This is a genomic window from Bacteroides sedimenti (assembly GCF_040365225.1).
In the GTDB taxonomy this organism is placed as follows: Bacteria; Bacteroidota; Bacteroidia; order Bacteroidales; family Bacteroidaceae; genus Bacteroides; species Bacteroides sedimenti.
The window spans coordinates 783717-810150 of the sequence record NZ_AP028055.1 but is presented as its reverse complement, the minus strand read 5'-3'; the positions used below and the strand labels follow the sequence as shown (position 1 = coordinate 810150).

Below are 26434 nucleotides of genomic sequence, written 5' to 3'. Positions count from 1 at the left end.
AAAAGGGGTTGTTCCTGCTTTAGGACAACCCCTTTTTTATCTCTTTTGTCACAGAAACCTGTAACGGTTAGAACTCGTCAGTTTAATTTATGCCAATATTTCAGCACGTTCTATATATGCAAGAACATCTCCTTTATTAACATGAGCACCTTGTTTTACACAGACTTCGATAATGCGTCCGGAGAAATTGGCAGGTATTCTGTCAAATGTTCCCCACATTGTACCGATGTAGCAGAATGTTTCTTCCGGAGAGAATCTCTGACCGATAGCAGGAGGTGTTGAACCCGAAGTAAAACTTGCTTCCCAGAAGACCTGTCCTTTTTCGAGTGCAGTAATTGGTTCGGCTTTTGCACGTTTCATCTTCTTGATATCTTCTTCGGTATATCCCTTCTTTTCCATCTCTGCATCTTTAGCTCTTTGCAGCTCGTCCTGGAAACGTTTCTTTGCAACTCCTGAACGATAATCTCTGTATTGACGATCGTGCATAGCCAGTTCGAAGAGTTCTTCATTGTCCGGACCATATTCCCATCCGTTTTCGTCCATCTCTTTTTTGAAGCTTTCTAATGCATCAGGGAAGTTTTCTTGTGGATCTTCGGTAGAGAATTCGAATCCTTTTGATTTTGCCAGTTCAATAATCTCGGGAGCAAGTTCACCAGGTAACTTACCACTCTTTCCTAGAATCATATCCCAAGAGTGTGGGTCAATCACAGTCCATCTTTCTTCTCCTTTTAGCAACTGCATCACGTTCATCAATGCCACATTTTTCACGTATTGGCTGAATGGCGTTACAAGTGGTGGATAACCTAACTTAGGCCATACATATTCAACTTCATCAAATAGCATCACCACAAGATCGTCCAGAGCTACTTCCGGCTGATTCTTGCTTTTCAGCATCATATTGATACCCGATTGAACTCCTTTCAGGTCGGCCATCATGGAACCCATCATACCACCAGGTAGTCCGCATCCCAGAAGCAGAGAAGAGGTATGTTTGTTTGTTGGGTCAATAAAATAGCCAAGGAAATCATCGATGAACTCTTGAGTTAAGCTGCGGGCTTTCATGTAGGCCTTCATATCAACTTCCGGCACCTGGAAACCAGCATCTTTCAACATCGCCTGAACAGAAAGCAAGTCTGGATGCACCTTACCCCATGATAGCGGTTCCATGGCAACGTCAATAATATCAGCTCCGTTTTTACAAACTTCCAGAATAGAAGCCATTGAAAGGCCCGGACCGGAATGGCCGTGATATTGAATGATCACTTCCGGATGTTTGTCCTTTATAGCCTTGGTTAATTTACCAAGCATATCTGGACGACCCACACCGGCCATGTCTTTCAGACAGATTTCAGGTGCTCCGGCTGCAATCAGCTGATCGGCAATATTAGCATAGTATTCAACGGTATGTACCGGTGAGAAAGTGATACAAAGAGCTGCCTGAGGAATCATTCCTGCTTCCAATGCGTATTTTATGGATGGAATAATGTTGCGCACATCGTTCAATCCACAGAAAATACGGGTAATATCAACTCCCTGTGCTTTCTTTACTTTATACATCAGTTTACGCACGTCTGCAGGAACGGGGAACATCCTCAATCCGTTCAAACCACGGTCGAGCATATGTGTCTGGATGCCCACGTCGTTTAACGGTTTTGTAAATGTCCTTACTGCTATATTCGGATTTTCACCGTATAACAGGTTTACCTGCTCGAATGCTCCACCATTGGTTTCCACACGAGCGAAACATCCCATTTCTACAATCACTGGCGCAATTCTAGCCAATTGATCAGCCCTGGGTTGATACTTTCCGGAAGATTGCCACATATCCCGGTAAAGGAGACTGAATTTAATTTCTTTTTTCATCGTGAATAGTGCTATAATAAAGAGTACAAAGATTAAATTATATGTTATTGCAAAGATAATAAATGAATTGACATTCTGTCACAAAAAGGAATAAAATCGACCTGCTATATAACATGTTTAATATCATGTAGAATTGCTTGGAAAATAAAAGAACAGGGAGTAATTCCAATTTATTGAAATTACTCCCTATAATGTTTTAATATGTAATTATATTATCAATATTATACAAAATCTTTAAGTTCTTGTTGAAGTCTTTGACGAGTAAAAAATATCCGGCTTTTAACTGTTCCTAGTGGAAGACCAAGCTTATCAGCTATCTCCCGGTATTTAAATCCGGATACATGCATTGAAAATGGTACTTTGTACTCTTTTGGCAATGAATTTACCACGCGGTGAATCTCTTTGATGTCATAAGCACCTTCAGTGCTGTCAAATCCTGAATCCTGAGATAGATTAAGATGGTACAAATTCTCTGTCTGATCTACAAAGGTCTGATCTCTCATTACCTTCCGATAGTTATTAATGAAGATATTACGCATTATGGTATACATCCACCCTTTAAAGTTAGTGTCGGGTGTATACTTGTCCTCATTATCAAGCGCTTTCAACGACGTTTCTTGCAATAAATCATTAGCCTCTTCACGATTAGATGTTAATTTGTATGCAAAGCGAAGTAGTTCGTCCTGTACTCCCAAGAGATCTTTCTTAAAATTTAAACTTTTCATACCTTGCTTGTTAAAGTGTTAATACTGGTTTTTTTCGTTAACACAATATTACAGCAAAAAAGTTCAATTCATGACCTAAAATCTATCAACAATTGGGGGAAAATCTGTTAATAACAGTTTTTAGTCTATTAAAAGATAATTTTCGGGTTATTCTCCTTTTAGTTTGGGCAAACAGATATTATACTTAACCGCCAGAATTCTGACTAAAAAAACGCTGGCTCCGCTTATTGATTGAACTAACATACTATCCATACCCAGGGATGAACAACCCCAGAAACATAATCCGCCTACAACACAGGCCATTGCATATATTTCTTTTCTGAAAATAAGAGGTATTTCATTAATAAAGATATCGCGAATTACACCTCCCGCAGCACCGGTTATACTTCCCATTACTACAGCAACCCAGAAAGGATATCCCAAAGCAATGGTTTTTTCAACACCAACAACTGTAAAGAGGGCAAGCCCGATTGAGTCGAATATAAAAAATGTGTTGTGAAGATGAACTAATTGTTTACCAAAAACAATTACCCAGAATAGGGCCAGGGCCGAACAGATTAGATAAACAGGATTAGTCATCCAGAAAGGGGTGACATCCAGCAAGAGGTCACGAATAGTACCACCACCGATAGCCGTTACCAGTCCGACAACATAAGCGCCAAACCAATCAAACTTTTTTGCCGAAGCTAATCGAATACCACTGATTGCAAAGGCAAAAGTACCAATAAACTCAATAATCTGGACAAAAGTAGGCATATTTCTGATTTTTGTCGCAAAGTAACAAATAAAGTCTCAAATAATGAAAAAGGGACGATATTTATTATCGAAATTTCTGAAAGAAAGTGTACTTTTGTCACGTCAAATAATCATATACAGAGATGAAAATAACTATTGTTGCAGGGGCGCGTCCCAATTTTATGAAAATAGCACCTATAATGAGAGCTATTGACAATGCGAGAGAACAAGGCAAAGAAATTTCGTACAGATTAATCTATGCAGGACAATCTACGGATACCAGCCTGGATCCCTCTTTGTTTTCGGACTTGAACATGAAAGAGCCGGATGCTTATCTTGAAATTGGATTTGAGAACCTGACAGAACGTGCCGGAGGAATTATGATGGCTTTTGAGAAAGAGCTGAAAGAAAATCCTACCAATATAGTTCTGGTTGTTGATGACCTGACTTCTACCATGGCATGTGCCATTGTAGCTAAAAAGCAGAACATCAAAGTAGCTCACCTTGTAGCCGGCACCCGATCTTTTGATATGAGTATGCCCAAAGAACTGAACCGAATGATTACCGACGGACTATCTGATTATCTTTTTACTGCCGGAATGGGTGCCAACCGTAATTTGAATCAGACGGGAACTGAAAACGAACAAATATTCCTGGTTGGTAATATCTTGATGGATACTCTTCGGTATAATCGCAACAGATTTATCAGACCAAAAACGTTTGATATCTTAGGATTGAAGGAAAACAACTATATACTTCTGACCATCAACCGTCATGCGTTGCTGGAAAATAAGGAGAATTTCAAAAAAATAATAGAACGGCTGATTTCCGCATCAAACGGAACTCCAATCATTGCCCCACTTCACAATTATGTGCGTGAAGCAATCAGCGAACTGAATATATCCGCACCTAATCTGCATATACTTCCGCCTCAACCCTATTTGTCGTTTGGTTACTTCACCAGCAAAGCAAAAGCAATTGTGACCGACTCGGGCAATGTGGCCGAAGAGGCTACTTTCCTTGGTGTGCCATGCATCACACTAAACAGTTATGTGGAACATCCAGAGACTTGTACTATTGGAACTAACGAACTGGTAGGTGAAGATGCTGAACAGCTAGGTTTAGCAATTGAAAAGGTTATGCGCGGAGAATGGAAAGAAGGCGGTTTACCCGAAAGATGGGACGGAAGAACTGCTGATAGAATTGTGCAGATTTTGCTTCAACAGGCATAATCTACCTGCCTGAATAAAAAGCGGCATAAGCCATGAAGATTATCCAGAGGCCGCTTGTAAGCCAACTATAATAATTCGGCTAATTTAAAAAAGTTCAAATAATAAAGTTTTGTACACCCGGGTGGAGGCACGTCCTACATCCGGGTGTACAGCATTGGTACACCCGGATGTACAAGGGGTGTAGATCCGGATGGAGCAAAGAATCTATAATATATTTTTTAAGATTTAACTCCCGGATATGATTTAAATCACTTATACACAATTTCTTTTGCTCGTTTATAAAATAACAACAATCAGTTACTAGATAGTGATACCCTGGTGGTGTCACGCTGTGCTTTTACTCGTTTATAACATAACAATAATCAGTTACTGGGCATCTGAGGTATCCCTGCGTGACTTAATAGAAGTAACGCGCTTTTTAGAGAGAAGTGACACATACGCATTCTTCTGGCAAGCAATAACTTATATCACTTTTGCTTGACTTATGCGACTTGCGTTACTTTAAAAAAAAATTATATGAGGAAATAAGATAGTCTCGTTATGAAAATCATACAGGGAGCACAAAAAACAAAAAAGAGGATGAATTGCGAAAAACGCAAATTACTTCCTCTTTTTATTTGTACGTCCGTTTAAAAGTCAGACCAAAGTAGTCAGTTACCTGAGATTTGACTCGAACTTTGAAACAGATTTTATTTGTTTAAAGGTTTATGAAGCCGTTTACAGGCTTCAGCCCCCCCCCTTTGTCACTCATCGTCACAACTTCCAAAAACCGGCTTTAATATTTCCGGAATCAGAATACTCTTGCATTTTATCTCTTTCAGCTTTTTTTGGCCTTCTTCGTTAAGACAAAAATACATCTGACGTTTATCGCACTCTCCCAGGCTCCTATTTATAAGTTCCTTTTGTTCGATTGATTTAATTATCTTCGAACAGTGAGAAGAACCCATCCCGGTTTTCTCTGCAATTTCGGAAGCCGACAGTTTGCCATCAGAAAGACAGCATAAAGCCATTGCTTCGTTTAATCCTACACCATATTTGTCATTAAGCTGCATTTCGATATTCGACATTGCGACTGTAATATCTTTCAGCTGACAGATTAGTTTTATCATCTTACACAAAAATTGATCAAATAAACAAATTTACATTGGATTTGTCGGCTCGCTCCATATAGGTGGCCACTCCTCCGATAGTTACATTATCCAGCAGCTCTTCGGCTTTAACGCCCATTACATCCATCGACATCTGGCAAGCAATGAATTCTACCCCATTGTCAATTGCCTGTTGGCGAAGTGACTCTAGTGAATCAATTCCTTTCCGCTTCATGATAAACCGCATCATTTTAGTGCCGATACCCATCATGTTCATTTTAGAAAGTTTCAATGCCATGGTGTCCGAAGGAAGCATCATTGAAAACATCTTCCCAAAAATGTCTTTCTTCACACTGGGTTTGTTTGTTCTCTTTATTGCATTCAATCCCCAGAAGGTGAAGAAAATGGTAACTTTCTCGCCTGTGGCAGCTGCTCCGTTTGCGAGTACAAAAGTAGCTAAAGCTTTGTCTAAATCATCGCTAAAGAGTATAAAAGTTTTGCCCTTATTCGCATTTTCTGTAGGCACATCACATAGAGAAGGGGTGATACTCTTTTTCTCGGCTTTCTCAATAACCGATATAAACTTGCCTGATTCTGCCTTTTGCGATATCAACTTATGGCCTGTCATGTTGCACCATGCCTGAGCATCGCGAGTAAATCCGGGGTCGGTTGCAACAATTTCCAAGCGTTCGCCCACCTTAACCTCTTCTATACTATTCTTCATCTTCATGATGGGCCCCGGACATTGCAATCCACATGCATCAATTTTAAGTATCGAGATATTTTCTGTAATGGGGCTTTCGGTTCTTAAAGCCGCCGAACAGGCATTCATCTCTTTTTCATCAATAACTACCGGAGTAGTTGCGGCCCTGTACAGCTTATACCCTCCCGAAAGATTATATACGCGGGTATATCCGTGCTGCATCAAAACTCTTGCTGCAAGATATCCTCTCAACCCTACTGCACAATAAATGTAAATATCCTTATCTTTAGGAATATCACTCAGCCGGTTTCTGATTCCATCAATTGGAATATTGATTGCACCCGGAATTGCTCCTAATGAGAATTCATCAGGGGTACGTACATCGAGGATAACTCCATCCTGCACCTGTTGCATTTGACGCCATGTGATTATATTCACCCGCTTCTGCAGGATATTCTCAGCCACATAACCGGCGATAGCTATCGGGTCTTTTGCCGAAGAGAATGGAGGAGCATAAGCATGTTCCAGTTGAATAAGATCGTATATTGTTCCTTTTTGTTTAATAAGCAAAGCTATCTGGTCAATTCGTTTATCTACTCCGTCATACCCTACAATCTGGGCACCGAAAAGCTTTCCGTCTTCCGGGCTGAAGGTTATCTTTACGCTCAAAGGCAATGAAGCGGGATAATATCCGGCATGAGAACCAGAATGGGTAACCGACGAAATATAAGGGATTTCATTACGTTTGAGCTGTTTGGCAGCAAGTCCGGTAGATGCCACGGTCATATCGAACACCTTTGCAATGGCGGTTCCGATAGATCCTTCGTATTTTGTTTTATTTCCTTGCACCATATTATCTGCACAAATACGTGCTTGTCTGTTTGCAGGTCCAGCCAGATAATTCAGCCATGGTTTTCCGGTTATGGGATGTGTATATTCTATAGCATCGCCCACCGCATATATATTTTCGTCTGATGTCTGAAGATATTCATTCACCTTGATTCCACCGGTTTCGCCAATTGTCAGTCCGGCATCCTTTGCCAATGTAGTCTCAGGACGTACCCCAATAGAAAGAATTACCAAATCGGTAAGTATACATTTTCCATTCTTGAATACTACCTCGATGGAATCACCTTTTTTGGTAAAGGCGCTTACTGCATGTTCCAAGTAAAGATTGACTCCTTTTTCCTGCAAATGCTGATGCACAAAAGAAGCAACGGAAAAGTCCACCGGCGGCATTACCTGATTCAGCATTTCAACGACCGAAACCTTTGCTCCAGCATGATGCAGATTCTCGGCCATCTCCAGACCAATGAAACCGGCTCCCACCACCAAGGCTTTTTTTACTTGGTGAGTGTTCATGTAGTTTTTGATAGCATCGGTATCATTGACATTACGCAAAGTAAAGATTCCATTTAAATCTACACCTGGAAATTGAGGGCGTACAGGCTTAGCACCCGGCGAAAGCAATAGCTTATCGTACTTCTCAATATACTCCTCTCCGCTTTGTTTGCGAACAAGAACCTCCTTTTTTTCACGATTGATGCTAATTACTTCAGAACGTACCCTTACATCGATATTGAATCGTAATCCAAAAGATTCAGGAGTCTGCAAAAAAAGTTTATTACGGTCTGTTATCACATCACCTATATAATAAGGTAATCCACAATTTGCATAAGAGATATAATCGCCCTTCTCGAACAATACAATTTCCACCTCTTCACTCATTCGCCTGATTCGGGCAGCAGTTGTTGCTCCACCAGCTACTCCTCCGATAATAATGTACTTCTCTTTACTCATTTTTATATTCTTTTTACTTTAACCGATATACACATATTCCAATAATAATATTTTCCACTGGAATTATTTTGCAAATTTACTATTATTTTCCAATACAACAACTTTCCATAAGAAAATATTTATTCAAAAGAAGAGGCTGTTACCATTTTTAATGATAACAGCCTCTTTTATATCTTTATAAAGTTGAATGACGTATTATTTTGCAACGTTATTGATTGGTTTTTCAGCAGCGAAAGCTTTGACGTTTTCAACGACAACAGTCATCAAGCGTTCACGGGCAGCTTTAGTAGCCCATGCTATATGTGGAGTGATAAAACAATTTCGGGCAGTGAGAAGAGGATTATCTGCACGAGGAGGTTCGGTAGAAAGCACATCGAGTCCGGCGGCATAAATCACGCCATTGTTCAGAGCATCTGCCAAATCTTGTTCATTAATCAGTGAACCTCGGCCAGTATTAATCAGAATTGCAGTAGGCTTCATTGTAGCCAGACGCTTTGCATCAACCAGTTCGCGGGTTTCTTCGTTCAAAGAACAATGAAGACTAATAATGTCGCATTCGGCAAAGATTTCGTCTTTAGTCATCATTTTAAAATCAGGCGGCAACTGGAATTGAGATTTAGAGGTATATACACACACATTCATTCCAAATCCAAGAGCAATGCGGGCTGTTGCCATCCCTGTATTTCCAAGGCCTACAATACCAATTTTAAGTCCGCTTAGTTCAGTCAGCGGAGTATCCCAAAAGCAGAAATCTTCATTTTTAGTCCAACGACCACTCTTAACTTCATTTGAATGATGAGCTACCTGTTGTGTAATATTCAGGATATGCGCAAAAGCCATCTGTGCTACAGAAACTGTGCTGTAAGCTGGTACATTTGCAACAATAATTCCACGTTCTTTTGCAGCTGGAATATCTACAACATTATATCCGGTAGCAGTAACCCCAATGTATTTTAACTCGGGAAGAGCAGCCATAACTTCAGCAGTGATTTCAGTTTTGTTAGTTAGAACAACTTCGGCACCTGCAGCACGAGCAATAACATCTGCTTCAGATGTACGATCGTAAATTACACATTCGCCCAAAGCCTTGAGCGCGTCCCATGAAAGATCACCGGGATTCATTCCATATCCATCTAATACAACTATTTTCATAATTTATTTTTTAGTTTAATCATTATATCGATCTCCCCAAAGCTGTATCATACGTTCTTTCAATTTAGCTTCGGCGGGATTGCTCTGCGGACGCCAGATTGAATTAGTTTTCAGCTCATCTGGAAGAAATTGTTGTTTAACAAAATTGTCTTTGTAATCGTGTGCGTATTTATATCCATCACTGTAACCCAGCTGTTTCATCAGCTTAGTCGGCGCATTTCGTAAATGCAAAGGAACGGGTAGATTGCCCGTTTCGCGAACCAACTGTAATGCATCATTAATGGCACGATAGGCAGAATTGCTTTTCGGACTGGTTGCCAGATAGATGGTTACTTCTGCTAGTGGAATCCTTCCTTCGGGCCAACCAACCTTCATCAGTGTATCAAAACATGCATTGGCCAGCAACATAGCATTTGGATTTGCCAAGCCTATATCTTCGGATGCAGATATTACGAGACGACGAGCAATAAAAGCAGGATCCTCTCCTCCCTCAATCATACGTGCAAGCCAATAAATTGCTCCGTCAGGGTCACTTCCACGAATACTTTTGATAAAAGCAGATATAATATCGTAATGCATTTCTCCATCCTTATCATAAGCCAGGGGATTTTGCTGAAGTCTGTCAACCACTTTTTCATTCGTAATCACTACCGGATCTTCATTATCTGCTCCGACTACAAGTTCAAGAATATTTAGAAGTTTACGGGCATCGCCTCCCGAATAACGAAGCATTGCTTCGGTTTCCTTCAGTTCTATATGTTTTTCTTTGAGAATAGCATCTTGCGTGACAGCTCTGTGAAGCAACTCCAGCAAATCTTCTTTTTCGAGTGATTTTAATACATAAAGCTGACAACGGGAAAGCAACGGACGAATAACCTCAAAAGAAGGATTTTCGGTAGTTGCGCCAATAAGCGTAACTGTTCCCTGCTCTACAGCTCCCAGCAAAGAGTCTTGTTGAGACTTACTGAACCGATGAATTTCATCAATAAAAAGGATTGGGCTGGATTGAGAAAAAAAGCGGTTGCTTTTTGCTTTATCAATAACATCGCGAACATCTTTCACACCCGAGCTTACTGCGCTTAATGTATAGAAAGGAGTTTCGAGCTTGTTAGCAATAATCTGTGCGAGAGTTGTTTTCCCCACTCCCGGAGGTCCCCAGAGAATAAATGACGATATGCGTCCTGCGTCAATCATTCTGCGCAAGACAGCTCCCTTACCCACCAAATGTTTCTGGCCAATATAGTCGTCAAGCGACCTGGGCCGAAGTCTTTCCGCTAAAGGTTGTGCCATTTCGTTCTAGTTATATGGCATCAAATTTACACATTATTATTTAAAACAAATAGTTACTGGGAAAGATTTTAATGGCCTCAGAAGTTGTGTAGCATCTTCTGAATAAAGAAAAACAGGAGGAGTTCAAGAAAAGTTTTGTACAAAAGGAATAACCCTTTTGCACAAAACAGGAGAAAACTATTTCAATTAAATACAAACATTCTTTTAAAAATTGAGCATCATTGCAAGACGGATTCCGTCTTTATTTATTCCCGGATGATTTAAGTAATTTAATCGGCGGGTATACTCCACATGAAGAATCTTAAATATGTTATAGATACCTATGCTATATTCCATATACGGATCTTTTCCCATAGCAAAGCTAGTTGTTTGTCCATCTCTTGTTGGAAACAGGAAGAGTCCGTCACTTTTTTCAGGATTGTTTTTATCGCTCAGACTGCCGTATAGCGCTTTAAATTTGAATACTTCTCTCAACTTCAATTTTCTGAGGAATGGAATTCTGTTTAATATCTTACCATTCAAATCATAGGTTAGATCAAGCGATGCAAACTGGTCGTTCAGGAATTCCATATTATTAATCAGGTTGAATGTTTCGCGCTGAGTAATGTATGAAAGGTTTGCAGCAGGCATAATTAATAATGGGAACGGAACTTTGTCCCACTGTTTGCCGGCTTTTACATATGCATCCAGTCTGCCCCATGATGATAGCCAGAATCTTTTATATACGCCAGCTTCGGTCATATTGAATTTGTATTCACCTCCAAGAACATCTTTTATACCCATGGTATGCGAAAGAGTAAAGACAGGTGCATCAAAGTTAATCGGCATTCTTCTTTGCTTTGTATTGATAAACGTTTCACCTGGTGCATAACGAAGCTGCAAAGCTGCTTCGGTGGTTGTCATATCATGAACCATTGTACGGGCAACATCATTCTTGATATAGAATAGCTGGCCTGTGGGTTCGTCATTGCGATTCTTCACTGACAGATTCCATGAAAAACCACTCATGGTTTCGCGTTCATACTTAAAAGATACATCCCTGATATAAGACATCTGATCGACCTTCGTTGTTTTCAGTCCTACAAACATATTATCTTTATCGGTCTTCAGGAATTTATCCATGGGAGACATAACATCATACATGTATGAAGCCGAAATAGAATGCTTAGGAAACTCTCTTGCAAGAAACTCTTTCTTGTCGAATGAGTATTCCAACAAACCTTTATATTTTGAGCGATGGTCGTTGAATCCGTATGCATAATATCCGCTCAGGAAAAGCTGCGGATTAAGCTTTGCGGTTGTCTGTCCGCTGATTCTCAACCGAAGTCCTTCAATATCATTACTTCCGATAATGGTATTCATTGGTCCAAAATCGAATTTACTTGGATGACCTTTGCTTCCGGTCTCCACAAAATTTTCAATCAAAGCTCTCAAACCAAAGATAATATATTTAAACCCGGGCATCTGCTCCAGATTCTGTATAAACATATCCATCGCGTTCTCTTTATCCGAAAGAGGAACAGGGCGAACGTCGTTCCAGAAATCTTCACCCTTCATCATTGCATCTACATCCTTCACAGTGGTTCCTTTCAGCTTAAATAGTTTTGGCGAGGCCGCTTCGAAGGAATAGTTATTGTAATGGGTAATTCTTCTTATTTGCATCTTCGAAATATCTTTCATGAACGAAAGCTCTACAATCATATCATCGTCTTTCAGCACCCATTGTCCATTAGGAAGCTGCTCGTACGACTGGATTATATCCAGATTATCAACAAAGTTCACTCCGGTTTTCTTGGGAAGATTCATGGTGCATTTCTTTACCGCATATGTTGAGTCCTTCAGGATGTACAGATGACCTGTAAATCCGAAATCCTGGGAGTTATTAGGAACAAATGTAAGGTGGATACACGAATCTTTATCCACTTTTAATGTGTCCATAATATAGAACTTATAGAAGGAAATGGCCGACTTGGAAGAAATAGGGCTTATGAAGCGACTTGACAACAATCGAATATCATCATCGTAGATATTTATGTCTGCAAAAATATCTTTCAATACCGTACCCATAATATCTCCTGTAGAAAAGAGCTCACTAACACCAGTAGAATTCAATCCTTTAATAATTGTCTTCTCGTCTTTAGGATCTTTACGGAATACCGTTTGTGAAGCTGTTTCCTGAACAGATATAGGAATAATCAACTTATTGGTTTCCAAGCAAGGTTCAACCTGATTAACAAGAAACGGCATTTTTTTATAGATACCCTTTCCAAAATCGTCAGGATTTACATCGTTAATAGATGTAGTAAGCTTCTGATACTTATCATACTGATAAAAATCATGCTGTTCCAACCGCTGACTCGACTTATGCTCAATTACTTTTTGCATCAGTTCGACGGCCGGATTATTCTTACGTGAGTACTTTTCTTTTTTGGGTTTAATCACAATCTCCGACAACTGAACATCGGTGGGTTGTAATTTAACATTCAGTTTCTGAGTGACTCCCGGTGCAATTTTCACAGTCTTCTTTCTATACCCCACCGCAGTAAAGGTTAAATAGTTCCAACCCTTACGAGTTATTATTCTGTAGGCTCCGTTTGCATCAGAGATACAACCAACTCCTTTTCCTTCGTAAGAAATAGATGCGTATGGAATAGGTTCGGCGGTTAAAGAATCGCGGACAATACCTATTAAATGTGTTGAACCAGGAGAGGAATCATCTCCCTTTCCATTGAAGTGTGCTGAAGCAACATGAGAAACGGCAATAAAAATTAGTCCGAAAACGAGCTTTATATATCGTTGTTTCATACAATAGCAATAAAAATTGGACACAAAGTTAGACATTTCATTTAATTAAGTTCATCTTATTAAGGTAAAAGAGTAAAAATTACATTATATTTGCGAGAAATTGACCAATAAAAAATGCTATCCATTCTTATTCCAACTTATAACTATGATTGTTTGGGACTAGTCGAAGAGCTACATCGTCAGGCGCAAACCTTATCATTCCCAATAGAAATCCTTGTCGCCGATGACGGCTCATCTGAAGAATTTAAACGCAACAACAGAAAAATAAACAGAGTAAGTAATTGTAAATTCATTGAACTTAAAGAGAATGTGGGCCGTGCTAAAATCCGCAATTTCTTATCTGAAAAGGCTCAATACAATCTGCTTCTCTTTATCGACAGTGATGCCGGCCTGGTCAAAAAGGATTTTTTGCAGAACTATATATATGCTGCACAAAATAGTGATGTTGTTTGCGGAGGATTAATTTACGATCGCCCTATTCCATCTGTTTTGTCAAGTCTGAGATATTATTATGGTATATATGCAGAAGAGCGTTCGGCAAGAAAAAGGAATCTACATCCCTACTCACAGTTCTCTTCTTTTAGCTTTTTGATTAAAAAAAGAATTTTCCAAAAAATACTGTTTGATGAATCCTTTACTGAATATGGGCATGAGGATACTGCCTTCGGCATGGAACTTGAAAAGCAAGATGTCAGAATCAAACATATCGACAATCCTCTTTATCACCTTGGACTGGAAAGGAACGATGATTTTCTCAGGAAGACAGAAAAGGGAATTGAAACCCTTTATTGCAATTCAGCCCTGTTATTCAACCATGTTCGTTTATTACAGGCATATAAGAAGCTTAAAAAATACCGAGTTCAGTCAGTTCTGGCCACATTATTTAGATTAACCGAAAGATATCTAAAGGATAATTTATTAAGTACCCATCCAAACATGCGTTTATTCGCTTTTTATAAACTTGGATATCTATGTAACCTGGAATATAAACAGAAAAGTACGAAGTAATTAAATATCACCTCTTGACATAGCTTCAAGACAGAGTAAGGCCTTCACTCTGGAAGATGGAATATATGTACGTAACGGATACAACAAATGCACGAGTAACTTTAATATAAAAACATAATTCAGGCGAATTATTACATATGCTTTCCGGAAACTAAAATGTGACATCATAAATGACTGAATATTACTTTGCTCGGTTGCTGTACGTCCCCCTATAGAAACGTACTTAATATGCTGCTGAGAAAGATAATATTCGTTCATCTTGTAAAAAAGACCATAAAATGGATAATAACCTTTACTTAAATACCTGCTTCTGACCTTTAACATATAGTAATCACACATGCCTTCTTTCTGGAAATTCTCAGCGTAAGCCACTAGTGTTCCATCTGTCTTATCAATAACTCCCCAGAATTCGCGTCCTTCTTTATTCTGGTCAAGATCTTCTAGAAATAAAGATCTGGTAAGAATTTTATCTACAGATTTACCATACCGTCTGAACGAATCCAGATAAACATCATAACCTTGCTCACGCATCATATCAACAGAAATAGGTTTGATATCAAAAAACCTCAAAGCTCTTCTGACTTTGTTTTTTGTACGGCATTTTAATTCTTCCATTCCTCCAAATGAATCCTTAATAATAAACCAATAAGACGTTGGCTTTGACGTATCAAAATTATAGGTATTTTTTACATACCACCCTTTATGTTTAATCATTAAGGCCGAACATTTTTTCTTGCATAATTGTTTCTCAAGATGCGGTGATTTATTAAATATAACCCCTTTTTTATAAGCGATATAATCACAGGCAATGTTTTTCATCATAGTCTGTACCTTTTTCTAAGATTTTAATATTTTAAAAACTTAAGCAGATAAAATCATATTACATAAAAAGAACAAATATAAATTCTTTTTCAATATAACCCAAATAAGCGCAATATTAACTATCTTTGTAACTCAAAGTTGAATTAGTTAACTAAAAAACAGGTATATGAATAAAAAAACAATTGGATGTTTATTGCTGACTTCATTGGCATTTTTTTCCTGCAAAGACCAGAAAAAAGCAAATGTGGATGTAGCACCGGTATCTGATTCCGCCAAAGTAATTTCAGATCATTTACACTTTTGCGAGGCTACGTGTTGGAACGACGATTCATTATATATCAGCAATTTTGGGGGAGATACCATCAACCCGCTTAACAAATTGGGTAAAGGGTATATTATGAAGTTTACTACTAATAAACCAACCGTATTGATTCCTGCTGATGGACGTCTGAATGCACCAAAAGGAATGTGCGTGGTTAACCAGCATCTGTTCGTTGCCGATGTAAATGCTGTGATGGTTTTCGATCTTAGAAATACCAAGAAAAGTCAGAAAATAAGTTTCCCGGCAAACGATAGCTTTGTAAACGATATTGCTGTATGTAGGAATAATATGTATATAACCGTTACGAATACAGGGAATGTGTATAAATTGGATGTCTCGGCTCCGGAAAAGATGAATGAACAAGCTCTAAAGCTATTTGCTAAAGTACCAGGAGCCAACGGAATTGTTGCAACCGACAGTATTATCTACGTGGCATCATATCCAGTTGATGGAAATACTAAAGAAGAAAATGTTATTTATACTATCCAGAACTTTGAAAAACCGATTGTAAGGAAGCTCTTCGACCGTAAAAGCCAATATGACGGATTAGTTCTTTCTGAAGATGGTAAATCGCTCTATTTCACAACATGGGTAAACGGAAACGTAGGTAAAATAAACCTGAAAGATATGACTGTGGAAAAGTTAAAGTTACCAATACAGCTCACTGGACCGGCTGACATGTCAATGCATAAAGGTAAGCTATATATACCAGATCTTCCAAATAGTAGAGTTCTGGTATATTAATATAAATTTAACAAATATTTATAGCTGATTTTTTGCTCACTATCAGTTATAAACAGTATAAAGGAGGAATGATATGCATACATAATCATTCCTCCTTTACATTTATATTTACCATTCTTACTTAACTTTCTCTTGATAAATCACTCTTAAATTAAGTAGAATCCAATATTAAACTCTCAAGTTACCAGAAAGCATACTGAGTAACTATTTAACATACTAATATGTAGATCCATATAATCAAAAAGCGGAACTTTTCACAAAGTTCCGCTTTTCAGTTTTCAATAGGTATTAGTTTTTTAAGGTAAAAAGATTGTTTTCAGGATAACGTCTGCAAAGATGCAGGATATTTTAATACCAAACAAACAAAAAAATATGTCATAAAACATATTTTTGTAAAAATCCCATTTTTTTTACCTTATCAATACCTAAATATTTTGAATGACTATGTAGTCAAAGGATAGCTTTCATCTGTTTTTCCCTGATGTTTAAGCACTTTCGCATCTATATAAAAAACTATTTCTTCGGCCAGGTTATTAATATGGTCGCCTGAACGTTCCAATTTACGAAATACACTTATCAAATTCAGGCATAAAGGAAGGCTATCAGGATTTTTACCTATATAGTTTACCAGAATTTTAGTTGCTGATGAGTTGATTTCGTCCACCAGATTATCTTTAGCAAATACTGATGTCGCAATTTCAAGGCTTTCTTCAGTAAGAGCCTGCTTTGCAGTTTCAAGCATTGACAATACCTGCATAAACATCTCTTCAAGTCTGAGTTCTTTTATCAAGTCCGGATCAAGTGCTGGTTCTTCGCATTTAACCACGAAGCGGGCAAGTCCTTCGGCAAAATCTCCCAAACGTTCCAGGTCTGTGTTTATTTTCAACATTGCAAGAACAAATCTCAAATCTACAGCAACAGGATTATATAGAGCAATTATATCTTCTACATCACTGTCTATTTTAAGTTCAAAAGCGTTTACCCGCTTTTCGCGAACTATTACCTGCTGTGCCATCTCCTTATTCAGAGTTAACACTGCTTCTGATGCTCTGTCAAGCTGGTTGTAAACCAGAGTCCACATTTCGTCAACCTCTTTTTTCAGCTGTACGAGTTCTGATTCAATAAATTTCACCATATCGCTACTCTTTTAATTTATTACAAATATAACATAAATAGATTAACCGAAACGTCCTGTGATATAATTTTGAGTAGAGATCTGAGACGGATTGGTAAATATCTTCTTAGTATCATCATATTCAATCATTTCGCCAAGATAGAAATAGGCCGTTTTGTCGCTGACACGGGCAGCCTGCTGCATATTGTGCGTAACAATTACAATTGTATAATCTTTTTTCAATTCATGTATAAGCTCTTCTATTTTAGAAGTTGAAATCGGGTCGAGCGCAGAAGCGGGTTCGTCCATTAAAAGGATAGATGGAGACACAGCCATTGCACGAGCAATACATAGTCTCTGCTGTTGTCCGCCGGAGAGAGCAAAAGCCGATTCTTTCAGTTTGTCTTTCACTTCATCCCAAAGAGCCGCCCCTTTCAAAGTTTCTTCAACACGGTGACGAATGAATTCATTATCTTTTATTCCATTAACACGAAGCCCATAAGCCACATTTTCAAAAATGGTTTTTGGAAATGGATTTGGACGTTGAAAAACCATCCCTACACTTTTCCTGAGTTCGTCTACCTGAACACCTTTAGCATAAATATCGTTATCATCAATTAAGATTTGTCCTTGCATTCTTGTATCAGGAATCAGATCGTTCATTCGGTTAAAGAGACGAAGAAAAGTAGATTTTCCGCAACCGGATGGTCCGATAAATGCAACTACAGACTTCTCTTTTATCTCCATATTGATTCCTTTCAGAGCATGAAAATCGCCATAATAGAAATGTACGTCCTTAGCATCAATTTTATTCATTCTATTTTAATTTAATTCATTTTTACTTTTTTGGAAAAATACTTTCTCAAAGCGTTTGCTATAAGATTAATTACCAAGATAATCACAATCAAAACCAATGCGGTGCCATAAGCAATAGGCAGCTGAGCTTCTATGTCGGTACCACTTGTGGAAATAACATACAGGTGATAAGGTAATGCCATACATTGATCGAAAATACCAGAAGGCAATTTAGGTAAGAAATATGCAGCACAGGTAAAGAGAATCGGAGCTGTTTCTCCGGAAACCCTTCCAAGTGCAAGAATCAAGCCGGTGATAATATTTGGGGTACTGATGGGAAGAATTACCCGCCAGATAGTTTCCAGCTTTGAAGCGCCTAACGCCCGGCTTCCTTCCCGGAAAGTATCTGGTATTGCTTTTAAAGCCTCTTCCGTAGTACGGATAACCAAAGGAACACAAAGCAATCCTAACGTTAGCGAACCGGCAAGGATGCTATCCCCGAAATTCAGGTAATTTACAAAAAGTGTCATACCAAACAACCCGAATACTATTGATGGAATACCACTTAAATTGTTGGTCATTACACGGATAAAACGAACAATCTTACCTTTCGGAGCATATTCATTCATATAAATACCACTCATCACTCCAACGGGGAATGCAAAAAATGCACTACCAATCATCAGATAGAAGGTTCCTACAATTGCCGGCCAGATTCCTCCTGAAGTCATTCCATCCTTAGGTTCGGTAGTTAAAAACTCCCAGTTAATAACGCCCACACCTTTGTAGATAATGAAACCTAATATTGCAAATAATATAGCAACTATACTAAAACTGAACATCGAGAAAATACCAAAAGCTATTTTCTGAGAACGGCGTTTACGACGTTCATATGATTCGGGAAATTTATTCTTTTCCATTATTTCTGTTTACTACTTATATATTCTACACTGAAATTGATAATCAGAGTGATGAAGAACAACACTACTCCTAATAAGAATAAAGCCTGATAGTGTGCTCCTCCTGCTGGCGCCTCACCCAATTCTGCAGCAATAGTAGCTGGTATGGTACGAAGAGGCTCCAGAATTGTATGAGGAATAACAGCTGAGTTGCCGGTAACCATAAGAACCGCCATTGTCTCTCCAATAGCCCTACCAATTCCCAAAACAACTCCTGATGTTATACCGGAAATTGAATATGGAATCACAACCTTATATATGGTCTGCCATTTGGAAGCTCCTAAAGCCAAACTGGCTTCTCTCATTGAACGAGGACAATTTCTCATTGCATCTTCGCTTACTGTAATAATAGTTGGCAATGCCATAATGGCTAATACAATACTACCAGCAAGCCCTGACTCCCCAACGGGCAGATTAAATAATTTCTGAATCAACGGAACGATTACAATCAATCCGAAAAAGCCATATACAACTGAAGGTATTCCACTCAGTAGCTCTATAACAGGTTTCAGCAGATTTCTTACTTTGCTACCTGAAACCTCACTCATGTATATTGAAACTGATAATCCGAATGGCAGTGCGAACAATATGGCAAAGAAGCTAACCCAAAGAGTACCGGTAATCAATGGAAGTATTCCGTACTGAGCGGCCGGGGTTGCGGTAGGGAACCATTCTGTGCCAGCTATAACATCTTTAATTGAGATAGTTTTATCTTTTATCAGACGTCCTTTAAAATTTTTATCCACAAAATTAGAAGGAATAAAACCAATCATACCAGGATTGGCAGCTATCAATTGAGATATCTTTGCCGGTGCATTTTCAAATTCAGCCCCTAATTCCTCTTCAGAATAATAATTGGTAAGATCACCTAACCTAAAAACAGTAATCGGGGTACTTGTTCCTCCTAGTTGCGACCAGTTGGTTATCTCACCGTCAAACACTTTTTTAATATCAGCCGAACTAAGATCAGTGACTTTATTCTCTTTATTAAGAGCAAGTACATAACCTTCTTCAATGACTTTACTGCCAAATAAGCCGAATGCCTCACTGAAAAGAAAAACAACTATCAGCAAGATTGCGATGCTTGTCACAAAGCCACTGCAAGAAAGAATCCCTTCGATTATTCGTTCAAATACTTTTTTCATATTTTATTTTTTTCTTGTGCAAAGTAACGGAACCGATATTAAGATTATGTTTCTATGATTTGAAAGATATATTTCATTCATATTACATTCGTGTTACACAAAGCAAGGCTTTCATTCAATTATAACAGTCAAAAAATAAATATGTTCTTACTATCGCTTTCAAAAAATCCTAGTTACAAAGAATTCAATCAGCCACTTAACAAATAAATTATAAAATAAATTTCATCAATGAAGTATGTATTACAGAAACGAAGTTAAGGTATTAGTGAAAAACAAATAAAGAAATCGATTGTTACATCTAAGTAATATTTTTGTAGCTGTTTTGTAACATGTGTTTCATTACTTTGCATCAAATTATAAAATCCTAAAAAATGAAAAAAGGAATATTATTATCATTTATAACAGTTTTACTGTGTACTACATCACAGGCTCAACGAATTAAAGGAAGTGACACCGTTCTTCCTGTGTCGCAAGAAACCGCAGAAAGCTACATGAACAAGAATCCCAAGGCAAAAATTACCGTCACAGGTGGAGGAACCGGTGTTGGAATCTCTGCATTAATTGATGGTTCATGCGACATAGCCATGGCTTCCCGATCAATTAAGTTCAATGAAAAGATGAAACTTAAAAAGAAAAAGCAAAATATAACCGAAGTGGCAATTGCTTATGACGCTCTTGCTGTAATTGTAAATCCAAACAACCCTGTAAACAAACTAACCAGAGAGCAACTTGAAAACATCTTTAGGGGGAAAATAACCAACTGGAAACAGGTTGGTGGAAAAGACATGAAAATTGTAGTTTACTCAAGAGAGACCTCTTCGGGAACTTACGAATTTTTTAAAGAGAGTGTCTTGAAAAACAAGAATTATATGAGCAGCATACTCTCAATGCCTGCAACAGGTGCAATAATTCAATCCGTGAGTCAAACCAAAGGTGCCATAGGATATGTAGGCTTAGCATATATAAACAAAAACATAAAACCAATAGCCGTTTCTTATGACGGAAAGAAGTTTGCAACACCAACAGTAGCAAATGCAACAAAGAAATTATATCCTATCGTACGACCACTATTCTACTATTATAATGACAAAGATAAAATGAAAGTAACTCCATTTATTAACTACATCTTGTCAAAAGAAGGGCAAAATATAATAAAAAAGAGTGGATATGTTCCCGTTAAATAACGGTAATACAAAAAAGAATAACTATTTTTGCACCTTAACTGTGTAATTACGTATCACTATGACAGATATTAAAACAGAAGAAGGCGAAAAGAAAAGTTTGAATTTTATTGAAATCGCCGTAGAGAATGATTTAAAAGAGGGCAAAAACGGTGGAAGAATACAAACTCGTTTCCCGCCAGAGCCAAATGGTTATCTACACATCGGCCATGCAAAAGCTATATGCTTAGACTTTGGCATCGCTCAAAAGTACAATGGCATATGTAATCTTCGTTTCGACGATACCAATCCTGTAAAAGAGGATGTTGAATATGTTGATGCCATTAAGGAAGATATCGAATGGCTGGGCTACAAGTGGGGTAATATTTATTATGCTTCCGATTACTTCCAACAGTTATGGGATTTTGCCATCAAACTGATAAAAGAGGGCAAGGCGTATGTAGACGAACAATCTTCCGAAGATATTGCAAAACAAAAAGGAACTCCTACACAACCCGGCACAAACAGTCCGTATCGTGACCGTCCGATTGAAGAAAACCTGGAATTATTTCAGAAAATGAATTCTGGTGATATTCCCGAAGGAGCAATGGTTCTTCGTGCTAAAATAGATATGGCCAACTCGAACATGCACTTCCGTGATCCGATTATGTATCGTATTATACATCACCCGCATCACCGCACAGGTACTACCTGGAAAGCTTATCCGATGTACGACTTTGCGCATGGCCAGTCCGACTATTTTGAAGGTGTTACCCACTCACTCTGTACATTAGAGTTTGAGGTACATAGACCATTATATAACTATTACATTGACTTACTGAAGGAAAACGATGATTACCGTCCACGTCAGATGGAATTTAACCGATTGAACCTGACTTATACCGTAATGAGCAAACGTAAACTTCTCGCTTTGGTAAAAGAAGGATTGGTTAACGGATGGGACGACCCTCGTATGCCGACTATCTGTGGCTATCGCCGAAGAGGATATTCTCCCGAAGCGATTCATAAGTTCATCGATAAAATTGGATATACCAAATACGACGGAGTTGTAGATGTTTCATTGCTTGAAGCATCAGTAAGAGAAGATCTCAATGCCCGTTCAACTCGTGTATCGGCAGTTATCAACCCTGTAAAATGTATTATCACGAACTATCCGGAAGAACAGGTAGAAGAGCTCGAAGCAATCAACAATCCGGAAGATCCAAACTCAGCATCACATATAATAGAATTCAGTCGTGAACTCTATATCGAACGTGAAGACTTTATGGAAAATGCACCCAAAAAGTATTTCCGTATGACTCCTGGACAGGAAGTGCGACTTAAGAATGCATATATCGTGAAATGCACCGGATGCAAGAAAAATGCAGAAGGAGAAGTTGAAGAGGTTTATTGTGAATGCGATTTCAATACCAAAAGCGGAATGCCCGACAGCAACCGCAAGGTAAAAGGAACTCTTCACTGGCTAAGTGCAGCCCACAGCCTTCCGGCAGAAGTTCGTCTGTACGATAGACTGTTCAGTGTTGAAAACCCGGCATTGGAAGAGAAGGAAAGAGACTTCCGCGAATTGCTTAATCCGGATTCTTTAAAAGTACTAACCAATTGCCGTGTGGAGAAATTTGTGGCAGAGATGAAGCCACTAGATTATCTGCAATTCCAGCGTATTGGATATTTCAATGTAGATGTTGATTCTACTCCTGAAAAAATGATCTTTAACCGCACTGTCGGTTTAAAAGATACTTGGAGTAAAATAAACAAATAAGTAATATTATAAAGAATAGTTTATTCCTCCTCAGGGAGGAATAAACTATTCTTACACAATACATATAACTATGACCAACTACTCCTCTTCCGATTTTGAGCAAGATAATGAGTTCCAAAAAGCTCTTGCTCAGTATGAAGAAATGAAGGCCGGCAACAGAAGCATCTACTTCGATGCAGACCAGTTAGCCGATTTTGCTGAGTACTATGCATCACTGCAACAGTACGATAAAGCCTTCGAGGTGATAGAATACGCTCTTTCTATTCATCCCGGTAACACCGAGGTTCTTGTTATAAAAGCACATATAAATATTGATCTGAAAAATATCCAGGAGGCAAAAGTCATAGCTTATTCTATTCCTGAAAGTTATGATCGAGACGTAAAAATGCTGAAAGCGGAGCTCCTGATTCTGGAAGAAAAACTAGGGGAAGCAGAAGAGATCCTGATGGAACTTATCAATCAGGAAGAGAATGACAATGTAGACAACCTGTTGGATATTGCTTACCTTTATACTGATTCGAATCTTCCGCAACTAGCTCTTCCATGGTTTGAAAAAGCATACAAAATGAATCCTGAAAATGATGAAATCCGCATCGGACTAGTTGATAGCTACCGGGATTGCGGAATGATTGATAAAGGGGTAGCATTGTACAACAGATTACTGGATATCGATCCTTACTCGGCAAAATACTGGTATGAATTAGGACGGCTTTATTTTACTACAGAAGATATAAACAAAGCATTGGATGCATACGAGTTTGTTCTCACCATTAACAGCGCTAATCATAGCGCTATTTTAATGATGGCTCACTGCTATTTTAAGCTTGAAAACTATGAAAAATCGTGCGAATATTATGAGAAGTATGCTACCATGGTAAATAACTCCAGTACAGCTTATTTCTATATCGGATTTTGTCAATATAACCTAAAGCAATATGACAAAAGCATAGAGAACTTAAAAAGTTCACTTGAATTAAGCGAAGGAGTTTCACCCGAAATTGTTGATACTTATACTTATCTTGCATTCTGTTATAAAGAAAAAGGAATGTTTGATGATGCTCTTCTATATATTGAAAGAGCTATCAAAGAGGATCCGAACAATGCAGAATTATATGTACACAAAGGAGATATTCTATTGAATGGAGATCATAAGGAAGAGGCTGCAAAAGCTTTTAATACAGCTATATTAATGGCTCCCGATGACCCAAGAACTAATATTGATATCGGACGCATTTATTGCGAAAATAAAATGTACGACATCGGATTGACTTACTATAAAAACGTAGAATTAAATGCCCCGGGTTTTGATGATATCTATTTATCTATGGCCTTTGCTTATGGAGCAATGGGAAATAACGAACAATTCACAGACTATTTAATCAAGGCTACCAAACAAGACCATGACAAGGTAATGGATAGCTTGAAACTTATGCCGGAAAAAGAACAAGAAGAGCTAAAACAGTTGATTCGTGATCTTAAAAAAGCAATTGATGAAGACGAGGGTAAAGCTGAATTTAATTGAGATTGATAATCTCACACATTCCACAATGGAACTACAAAGTGACTGTTGAAAGTTTAAATTTAATCTCCAAAAATTGAATATTTGAATGCTGTTTCAGCTTCAGGATCTGAAAAGAAAAAAAGGGGTTGTCCGACATTTGGATAACCCCTTTCTTTATTTTATTTCAATAATTTGATAACAGCTTCGTAATCGGGTTCCATCGCAATATCCGGAACTAATTCAGTATAAATAACTTTTCCTACCGGATTAAGAACAATCACAGCTCTTGCAAGCAAACCTTTCAAAGGTCCATCCTCAATCAGCAGCCCATATTCCTGTGAAAATTGCTGATCACGGAAATCAGACAAGGCTACTACATTTTCAATACCTTCTGTTGTGCAGAAACGTCCCTGCGCAAAAGGCAAATCTTTTGATATGGCCAGAACAATTGTATTTGGTAACTGAGAGGCAATTTTATTGAAATGCCTTACCGATGCAGCACATACACTGGTATCGAGACTAGGGAATATATTTAGCACCACATTTTTACCTCTGGTATAATCCAGATAATAGTCACTCAAATCATTCTTAACCAAACGAAAACTCGGTGCCATATCGTTTATCTGAATAAACTCACCGAACAATTTTATTGGCTGTCCTTTAAATTTTATCTGTTTCATTTTTTTTATTTTTTAGTATTAATTCATTTATCAATAACAATTAAAAGATGAATCAGTTCATTAAGAACCACTATTTATTTGCAACTAATTTACGTTTTTATTTATTATCTACAAAAAAATAATTAAGAAAAAAGGATCAATTACATCAGGTAATCGTTTCTTAAAATTACGAATCATAACTAAATAACTATATAGTTATCTGGAATCTTTTTACAAAAGTGCCAGAACACCCTATATAATCTGAAGAAAAACAACCTATATCAGAGTTAATGCATTAATAAGTCAACTATTTATAGGCTTAAGAGCATTAGTAGTCAACTGGAATCAGTTTATTGCACTCATCAGCATGAATTAATGTTTTTATCAGGTTGAATTAAAGCAATCATGTACATATTTCGGTTCAATCTTGTACATGATTCAGTTCGATCTTGTACATGTTTACCCCCTAATCTTGTACATGATTGAACTAAATCATCTCGTTGTTTTGGTTAACTCTCCCTTATATCTTAGTTAGTTCTCGGTTTATAGAGGATTAGTATCTGCCGACAGTTCTATTTATTTAATGAAGTGGACGGCATTAAATAAATAGATGTGGCGGATTGTCTTATTAGCACTCTTAAATCGTCTCAATAATTGAACAAAACAGGTGGTGCAGGGTGCAGAAGGTGGAGAGGATAGAAAAATGTTCCTCTCTCTATGATACAGTACCATATTTTAAGAAGAATAACCATCGAAATGAGGGGCGTCTAATATTGCGGGTGGCACAGGTGGTAGTAAAACTGAGAAACACTCATTTTTATTGCCACCTCTGCCACCCCGTATGCAAATATTTCACAGAATGAAAGAAAAAATGGAATTTACAGAAACAAAAAAGCTTTGCCCGGAGACAAAGCTTTTCTGAATTTAACCCATTTTCAATTGAACGAGCCGCAACCCGGACTTGAACCGGGGACCTTTTCATTACGAGTGAAACGCTCTACCAACTGAGCTATGGCGGCAGTAATTTGTTTT

General features: G+C 38.1%; 20 protein-coding genes and 1 tRNA gene. 6 read left to right on the top strand and 15 right to left on the bottom strand.

Annotated features, from left to right (window positions below; genetic code table 11):
* Positions 1-87: 87 nt before the first annotated feature.
* The 3 genes from ABWU87_RS03180 to ABWU87_RS03170 all read right to left on the bottom strand — a co-directional run bounded on the left by ABWU87_RS03180 (position 88) and on the right by ABWU87_RS03170 (position 3344).
* The gene (locus ABWU87_RS03180; protein ID WP_353333210.1) at positions 88-1863 is read right to left on the bottom strand and encodes a biotin/lipoyl-binding protein; all 1776 of its coding nucleotides are present in this window, start codon (positions 1861-1863) and stop codon (positions 88-90) included.
* Between the two features lie 221 nt (positions 1864-2084).
* A complete protein-coding gene (locus tag ABWU87_RS03175) occupies positions 2085-2588 on the bottom strand; it encodes an RNA polymerase sigma factor (RefSeq protein WP_353333208.1) in 504 nt (167 codons plus the stop codon).
* A 147-nt stretch (positions 2589-2735) separates the two neighbouring features.
* Complete coding sequence (locus tag ABWU87_RS03170; protein ID WP_353333206.1) at positions 2736-3344, bottom strand: trimeric intracellular cation channel family protein; 609 nt, start codon at positions 3342-3344, stop codon at positions 2736-2738.
* 122 nt (positions 3345-3466) lie between these two features.
* On the opposite strand from ABWU87_RS03170, the gene wecB reads away from it, so the two are divergent.
* Positions 3467-4555: a non-hydrolyzing UDP-N-acetylglucosamine 2-epimerase gene (gene wecB, locus ABWU87_RS03165; protein ID WP_353333204.1), complete on the top strand. Its 1089-nt coding sequence runs from the start codon at positions 3467-3469 to the stop codon at positions 4553-4555.
* Between the two features lie 743 nt (positions 4556-5298).
* Here the strand turns inward: wecB and ABWU87_RS03160 are convergent.
* The 5 genes from ABWU87_RS03160 to ABWU87_RS03140 form a co-directional block, all read right to left on the bottom strand.
* On the bottom strand, positions 5299-5664 hold the full coding sequence (locus ABWU87_RS03160; protein ID WP_353333202.1) for a winged helix DNA-binding protein: 366 nt from the start codon (positions 5662-5664) through the stop codon (positions 5299-5301).
* Positions 5665-5680: 16 nt separating this feature from the next.
* The gene (locus ABWU87_RS03155) at positions 5681-8146 is read right to left on the bottom strand and encodes an FAD-dependent oxidoreductase (protein WP_353333200.1); all 2466 of its coding nucleotides are present in this window, start codon (positions 8144-8146) and stop codon (positions 5681-5683) included.
* 195 nt (positions 8147-8341) lie between these two features.
* Entirely contained in the window at positions 8342-9298 is a 957-nt protein-coding gene (locus ABWU87_RS03150) for a D-2-hydroxyacid dehydrogenase (RefSeq protein ID WP_353333198.1), read from the bottom strand.
* A gap of 15 nt (positions 9299-9313) precedes the next feature.
* On the bottom strand, positions 9314-10588 hold the full coding sequence (locus ABWU87_RS03145; RefSeq protein ID WP_353333196.1) for a replication-associated recombination protein A: 1275 nt from the start codon (positions 10586-10588) through the stop codon (positions 9314-9316).
* A 204-nt stretch (positions 10589-10792) separates the two neighbouring features.
* Positions 10793-13393, bottom strand: a complete 2601-nt coding sequence (locus ABWU87_RS03140; protein WP_353333194.1) for a DUF5686 and carboxypeptidase-like regulatory domain-containing protein — start codon at positions 13391-13393, stop codon at positions 10793-10795.
* Positions 13394-13507: 114 nt separating this feature from the next.
* Between ABWU87_RS03140 and ABWU87_RS03135 the strand changes: the two genes are divergently transcribed.
* On the top strand, positions 13508-14401 hold the full coding sequence (locus ABWU87_RS03135) for a glycosyltransferase family 2 protein (RefSeq protein WP_353333192.1): 894 nt from the start codon (positions 13508-13510) through the stop codon (positions 14399-14401).
* On the opposite strand, the gene ABWU87_RS03130 is transcribed toward ABWU87_RS03135, so the two are convergent.
* Positions 14402-15223, bottom strand: coding sequence for a hypothetical protein (locus ABWU87_RS03130; RefSeq protein WP_353333190.1), 822 nt, complete (start codon positions 15221-15223; stop codon positions 14402-14404). It abuts the gene before it with no gap.
* Between the two features lie 166 nt (positions 15224-15389).
* Between ABWU87_RS03130 and ABWU87_RS03125 the strand changes: the two genes are divergently transcribed.
* Positions 15390-16289, top strand: coding sequence for a hypothetical protein (locus ABWU87_RS03125; protein ID WP_353333188.1), 900 nt, complete (start codon positions 15390-15392; stop codon positions 16287-16289).
* 442 nt (positions 16290-16731) lie between these two features.
* On the opposite strand, the gene phoU is transcribed toward ABWU87_RS03125, so the two are convergent.
* From phoU to pstC, 4 genes are read right to left on the bottom strand one after another with little or no spacing between them, the layout of a single operon-like run.
* Positions 16732-17424 (bottom strand): phosphate signaling complex protein PhoU, encoded by a 693-nt coding sequence (gene phoU / locus ABWU87_RS03120; protein WP_353333186.1) that lies wholly within the window; start codon positions 17422-17424, stop codon positions 16732-16734.
* A gap of 42 nt (positions 17425-17466) precedes the next feature.
* Positions 17467-18219, bottom strand: coding sequence for a phosphate ABC transporter ATP-binding protein PstB (gene pstB, locus ABWU87_RS03115; RefSeq protein WP_353333184.1), 753 nt, complete (start codon positions 18217-18219; stop codon positions 17467-17469).
* A gap of 11 nt (positions 18220-18230) precedes the next feature.
* Positions 18231-19118: a phosphate ABC transporter permease PstA gene (gene pstA / locus ABWU87_RS03110; protein WP_353333182.1), complete on the bottom strand. Its 888-nt coding sequence runs from the start codon at positions 19116-19118 to the stop codon at positions 18231-18233.
* On the bottom strand, positions 19118-20302 hold the full coding sequence (gene pstC / locus ABWU87_RS03105; RefSeq protein ID WP_353333180.1) for a phosphate ABC transporter permease subunit PstC: 1185 nt from the start codon (positions 20300-20302) through the stop codon (positions 19118-19120). The genes pstA and pstC overlap by 1 nt, the downstream gene beginning before the upstream one ends.
* A gap of 371 nt (positions 20303-20673) precedes the next feature.
* Here pstC and ABWU87_RS03100 point away from each other — a divergent pair, with 371 nt between their 5' ends.
* The 3 genes from ABWU87_RS03100 to ABWU87_RS03090 all read left to right on the top strand — a co-directional run bounded on the left by ABWU87_RS03100 (position 20674) and on the right by ABWU87_RS03090 (position 24764).
* Positions 20674-21486 carry a PstS family phosphate ABC transporter substrate-binding protein gene (locus tag ABWU87_RS03100; protein ID WP_353333178.1) on the top strand — a complete coding sequence of 271 codons (813 nt, stop codon included), beginning with the start codon at positions 20674-20676 and terminating at the stop codon, positions 21484-21486.
* A 58-nt stretch (positions 21487-21544) separates the two neighbouring features.
* Positions 21545-23242 carry a glutamine--tRNA ligase/YqeY domain fusion protein gene (locus ABWU87_RS03095; RefSeq protein ID WP_353333176.1) on the top strand — a complete coding sequence of 566 codons (1698 nt, stop codon included), beginning with the start codon at positions 21545-21547 and terminating at the stop codon, positions 23240-23242.
* A 70-nt stretch (positions 23243-23312) separates the two neighbouring features.
* Positions 23313-24764, top strand: a complete 1452-nt coding sequence (locus ABWU87_RS03090) for a tetratricopeptide repeat protein (RefSeq protein WP_353333174.1) — start codon at positions 23313-23315, stop codon at positions 24762-24764.
* A gap of 158 nt (positions 24765-24922) precedes the next feature.
* Here the strand turns inward: ABWU87_RS03090 and tpx are convergent, their stop codons facing one another.
* Positions 24923-25423, bottom strand: coding sequence for a thiol peroxidase (tpx, locus tag ABWU87_RS03085; RefSeq protein WP_353333172.1), 501 nt, complete (start codon positions 25421-25423; stop codon positions 24923-24925).
* A gap of 925 nt (positions 25424-26348) precedes the next feature.
* A tRNA-Thr gene (locus ABWU87_RS03080) sits at positions 26349-26421 on the bottom strand.
* Positions 26422-26434: the final 13 nt, after the last annotated feature.

Bases quoted from the DNA above. Each gene is read 5' to 3' on its own strand.
- ABWU87_RS03180 (WP_353333210.1), bottom strand. From the start codon at position 1,863: ATGAAAAAAGAAATTAAATTCAGTCTCCTTTACCGGGATATGTGGCAA.
- ABWU87_RS03175 (WP_353333208.1), bottom strand. From the start codon at position 2,588: ATGAAAAGTTTAAATTTTAAGAAAGATCTCTTGGGAGTACAGGACGAA.
- ABWU87_RS03170 (WP_353333206.1), bottom strand. From the start codon at position 3,344: ATGCCTACTTTTGTCCAGATTATTGAGTTTATTGGTACTTTTGCCTTT.
- wecB (WP_353333204.1), top strand. From the start codon at position 3,467: ATGAAAATAACTATTGTTGCAGGGGCGCGTCCCAATTTTATGAAAATA.
- ABWU87_RS03160 (WP_353333202.1), bottom strand. From the start codon at position 5,664: ATGATAAAACTAATCTGTCAGCTGAAAGATATTACAGTCGCAATGTCG.
- ABWU87_RS03155 (WP_353333200.1), bottom strand. From the start codon at position 8,146: ATGAGTAAAGAGAAGTACATTATTATCGGAGGAGTAGCTGGTGGAGCA.
- ABWU87_RS03150 (WP_353333198.1), bottom strand. From the start codon at position 9,298: ATGAAAATAGTTGTATTAGATGGATATGGAATGAATCCCGGTGATCTT.
- ABWU87_RS03145 (WP_353333196.1), bottom strand. From the start codon at position 10,588: ATGGCACAACCTTTAGCGGAAAGACTTCGGCCCAGGTCGCTTGACGAC.
- ABWU87_RS03140 (WP_353333194.1), bottom strand. From the start codon at position 13,393: ATGAAACAACGATATATAAAGCTCGTTTTCGGACTAATTTTTATTGCC.
- ABWU87_RS03135 (WP_353333192.1), top strand. From the start codon at position 13,508: ATGCTATCCATTCTTATTCCAACTTATAACTATGATTGTTTGGGACTA.
- ABWU87_RS03130 (WP_353333190.1), bottom strand. From the start codon at position 15,223: ATGATGAAAAACATTGCCTGTGATTATATCGCTTATAAAAAAGGGGTT.
- ABWU87_RS03125 (WP_353333188.1), top strand. From the start codon at position 15,390: ATGAATAAAAAAACAATTGGATGTTTATTGCTGACTTCATTGGCATTT.
- phoU (WP_353333186.1), bottom strand. From the start codon at position 17,424: ATGGTGAAATTTATTGAATCAGAACTCGTACAGCTGAAAAAAGAGGTT.
- pstB (WP_353333184.1), bottom strand. From the start codon at position 18,219: ATGAATAAAATTGATGCTAAGGACGTACATTTCTATTATGGCGATTTT.
- pstA (WP_353333182.1), bottom strand. From the start codon at position 19,118: ATGGAAAAGAATAAATTTCCCGAATCATATGAACGTCGTAAACGCCGT.
- pstC (WP_353333180.1), bottom strand. From the start codon at position 20,302: ATGAAAAAAGTATTTGAACGAATAATCGAAGGGATTCTTTCTTGCAGT.
- ABWU87_RS03100 (WP_353333178.1), top strand. From the start codon at position 20,674: ATGAAAAAAGGAATATTATTATCATTTATAACAGTTTTACTGTGTACT.
- ABWU87_RS03095 (WP_353333176.1), top strand. From the start codon at position 21,545: ATGACAGATATTAAAACAGAAGAAGGCGAAAAGAAAAGTTTGAATTTT.
- ABWU87_RS03090 (WP_353333174.1), top strand. From the start codon at position 23,313: ATGACCAACTACTCCTCTTCCGATTTTGAGCAAGATAATGAGTTCCAA.
- tpx (WP_353333172.1), bottom strand. From the start codon at position 25,423: ATGAAACAGATAAAATTTAAAGGACAGCCAATAAAATTGTTCGGTGAG.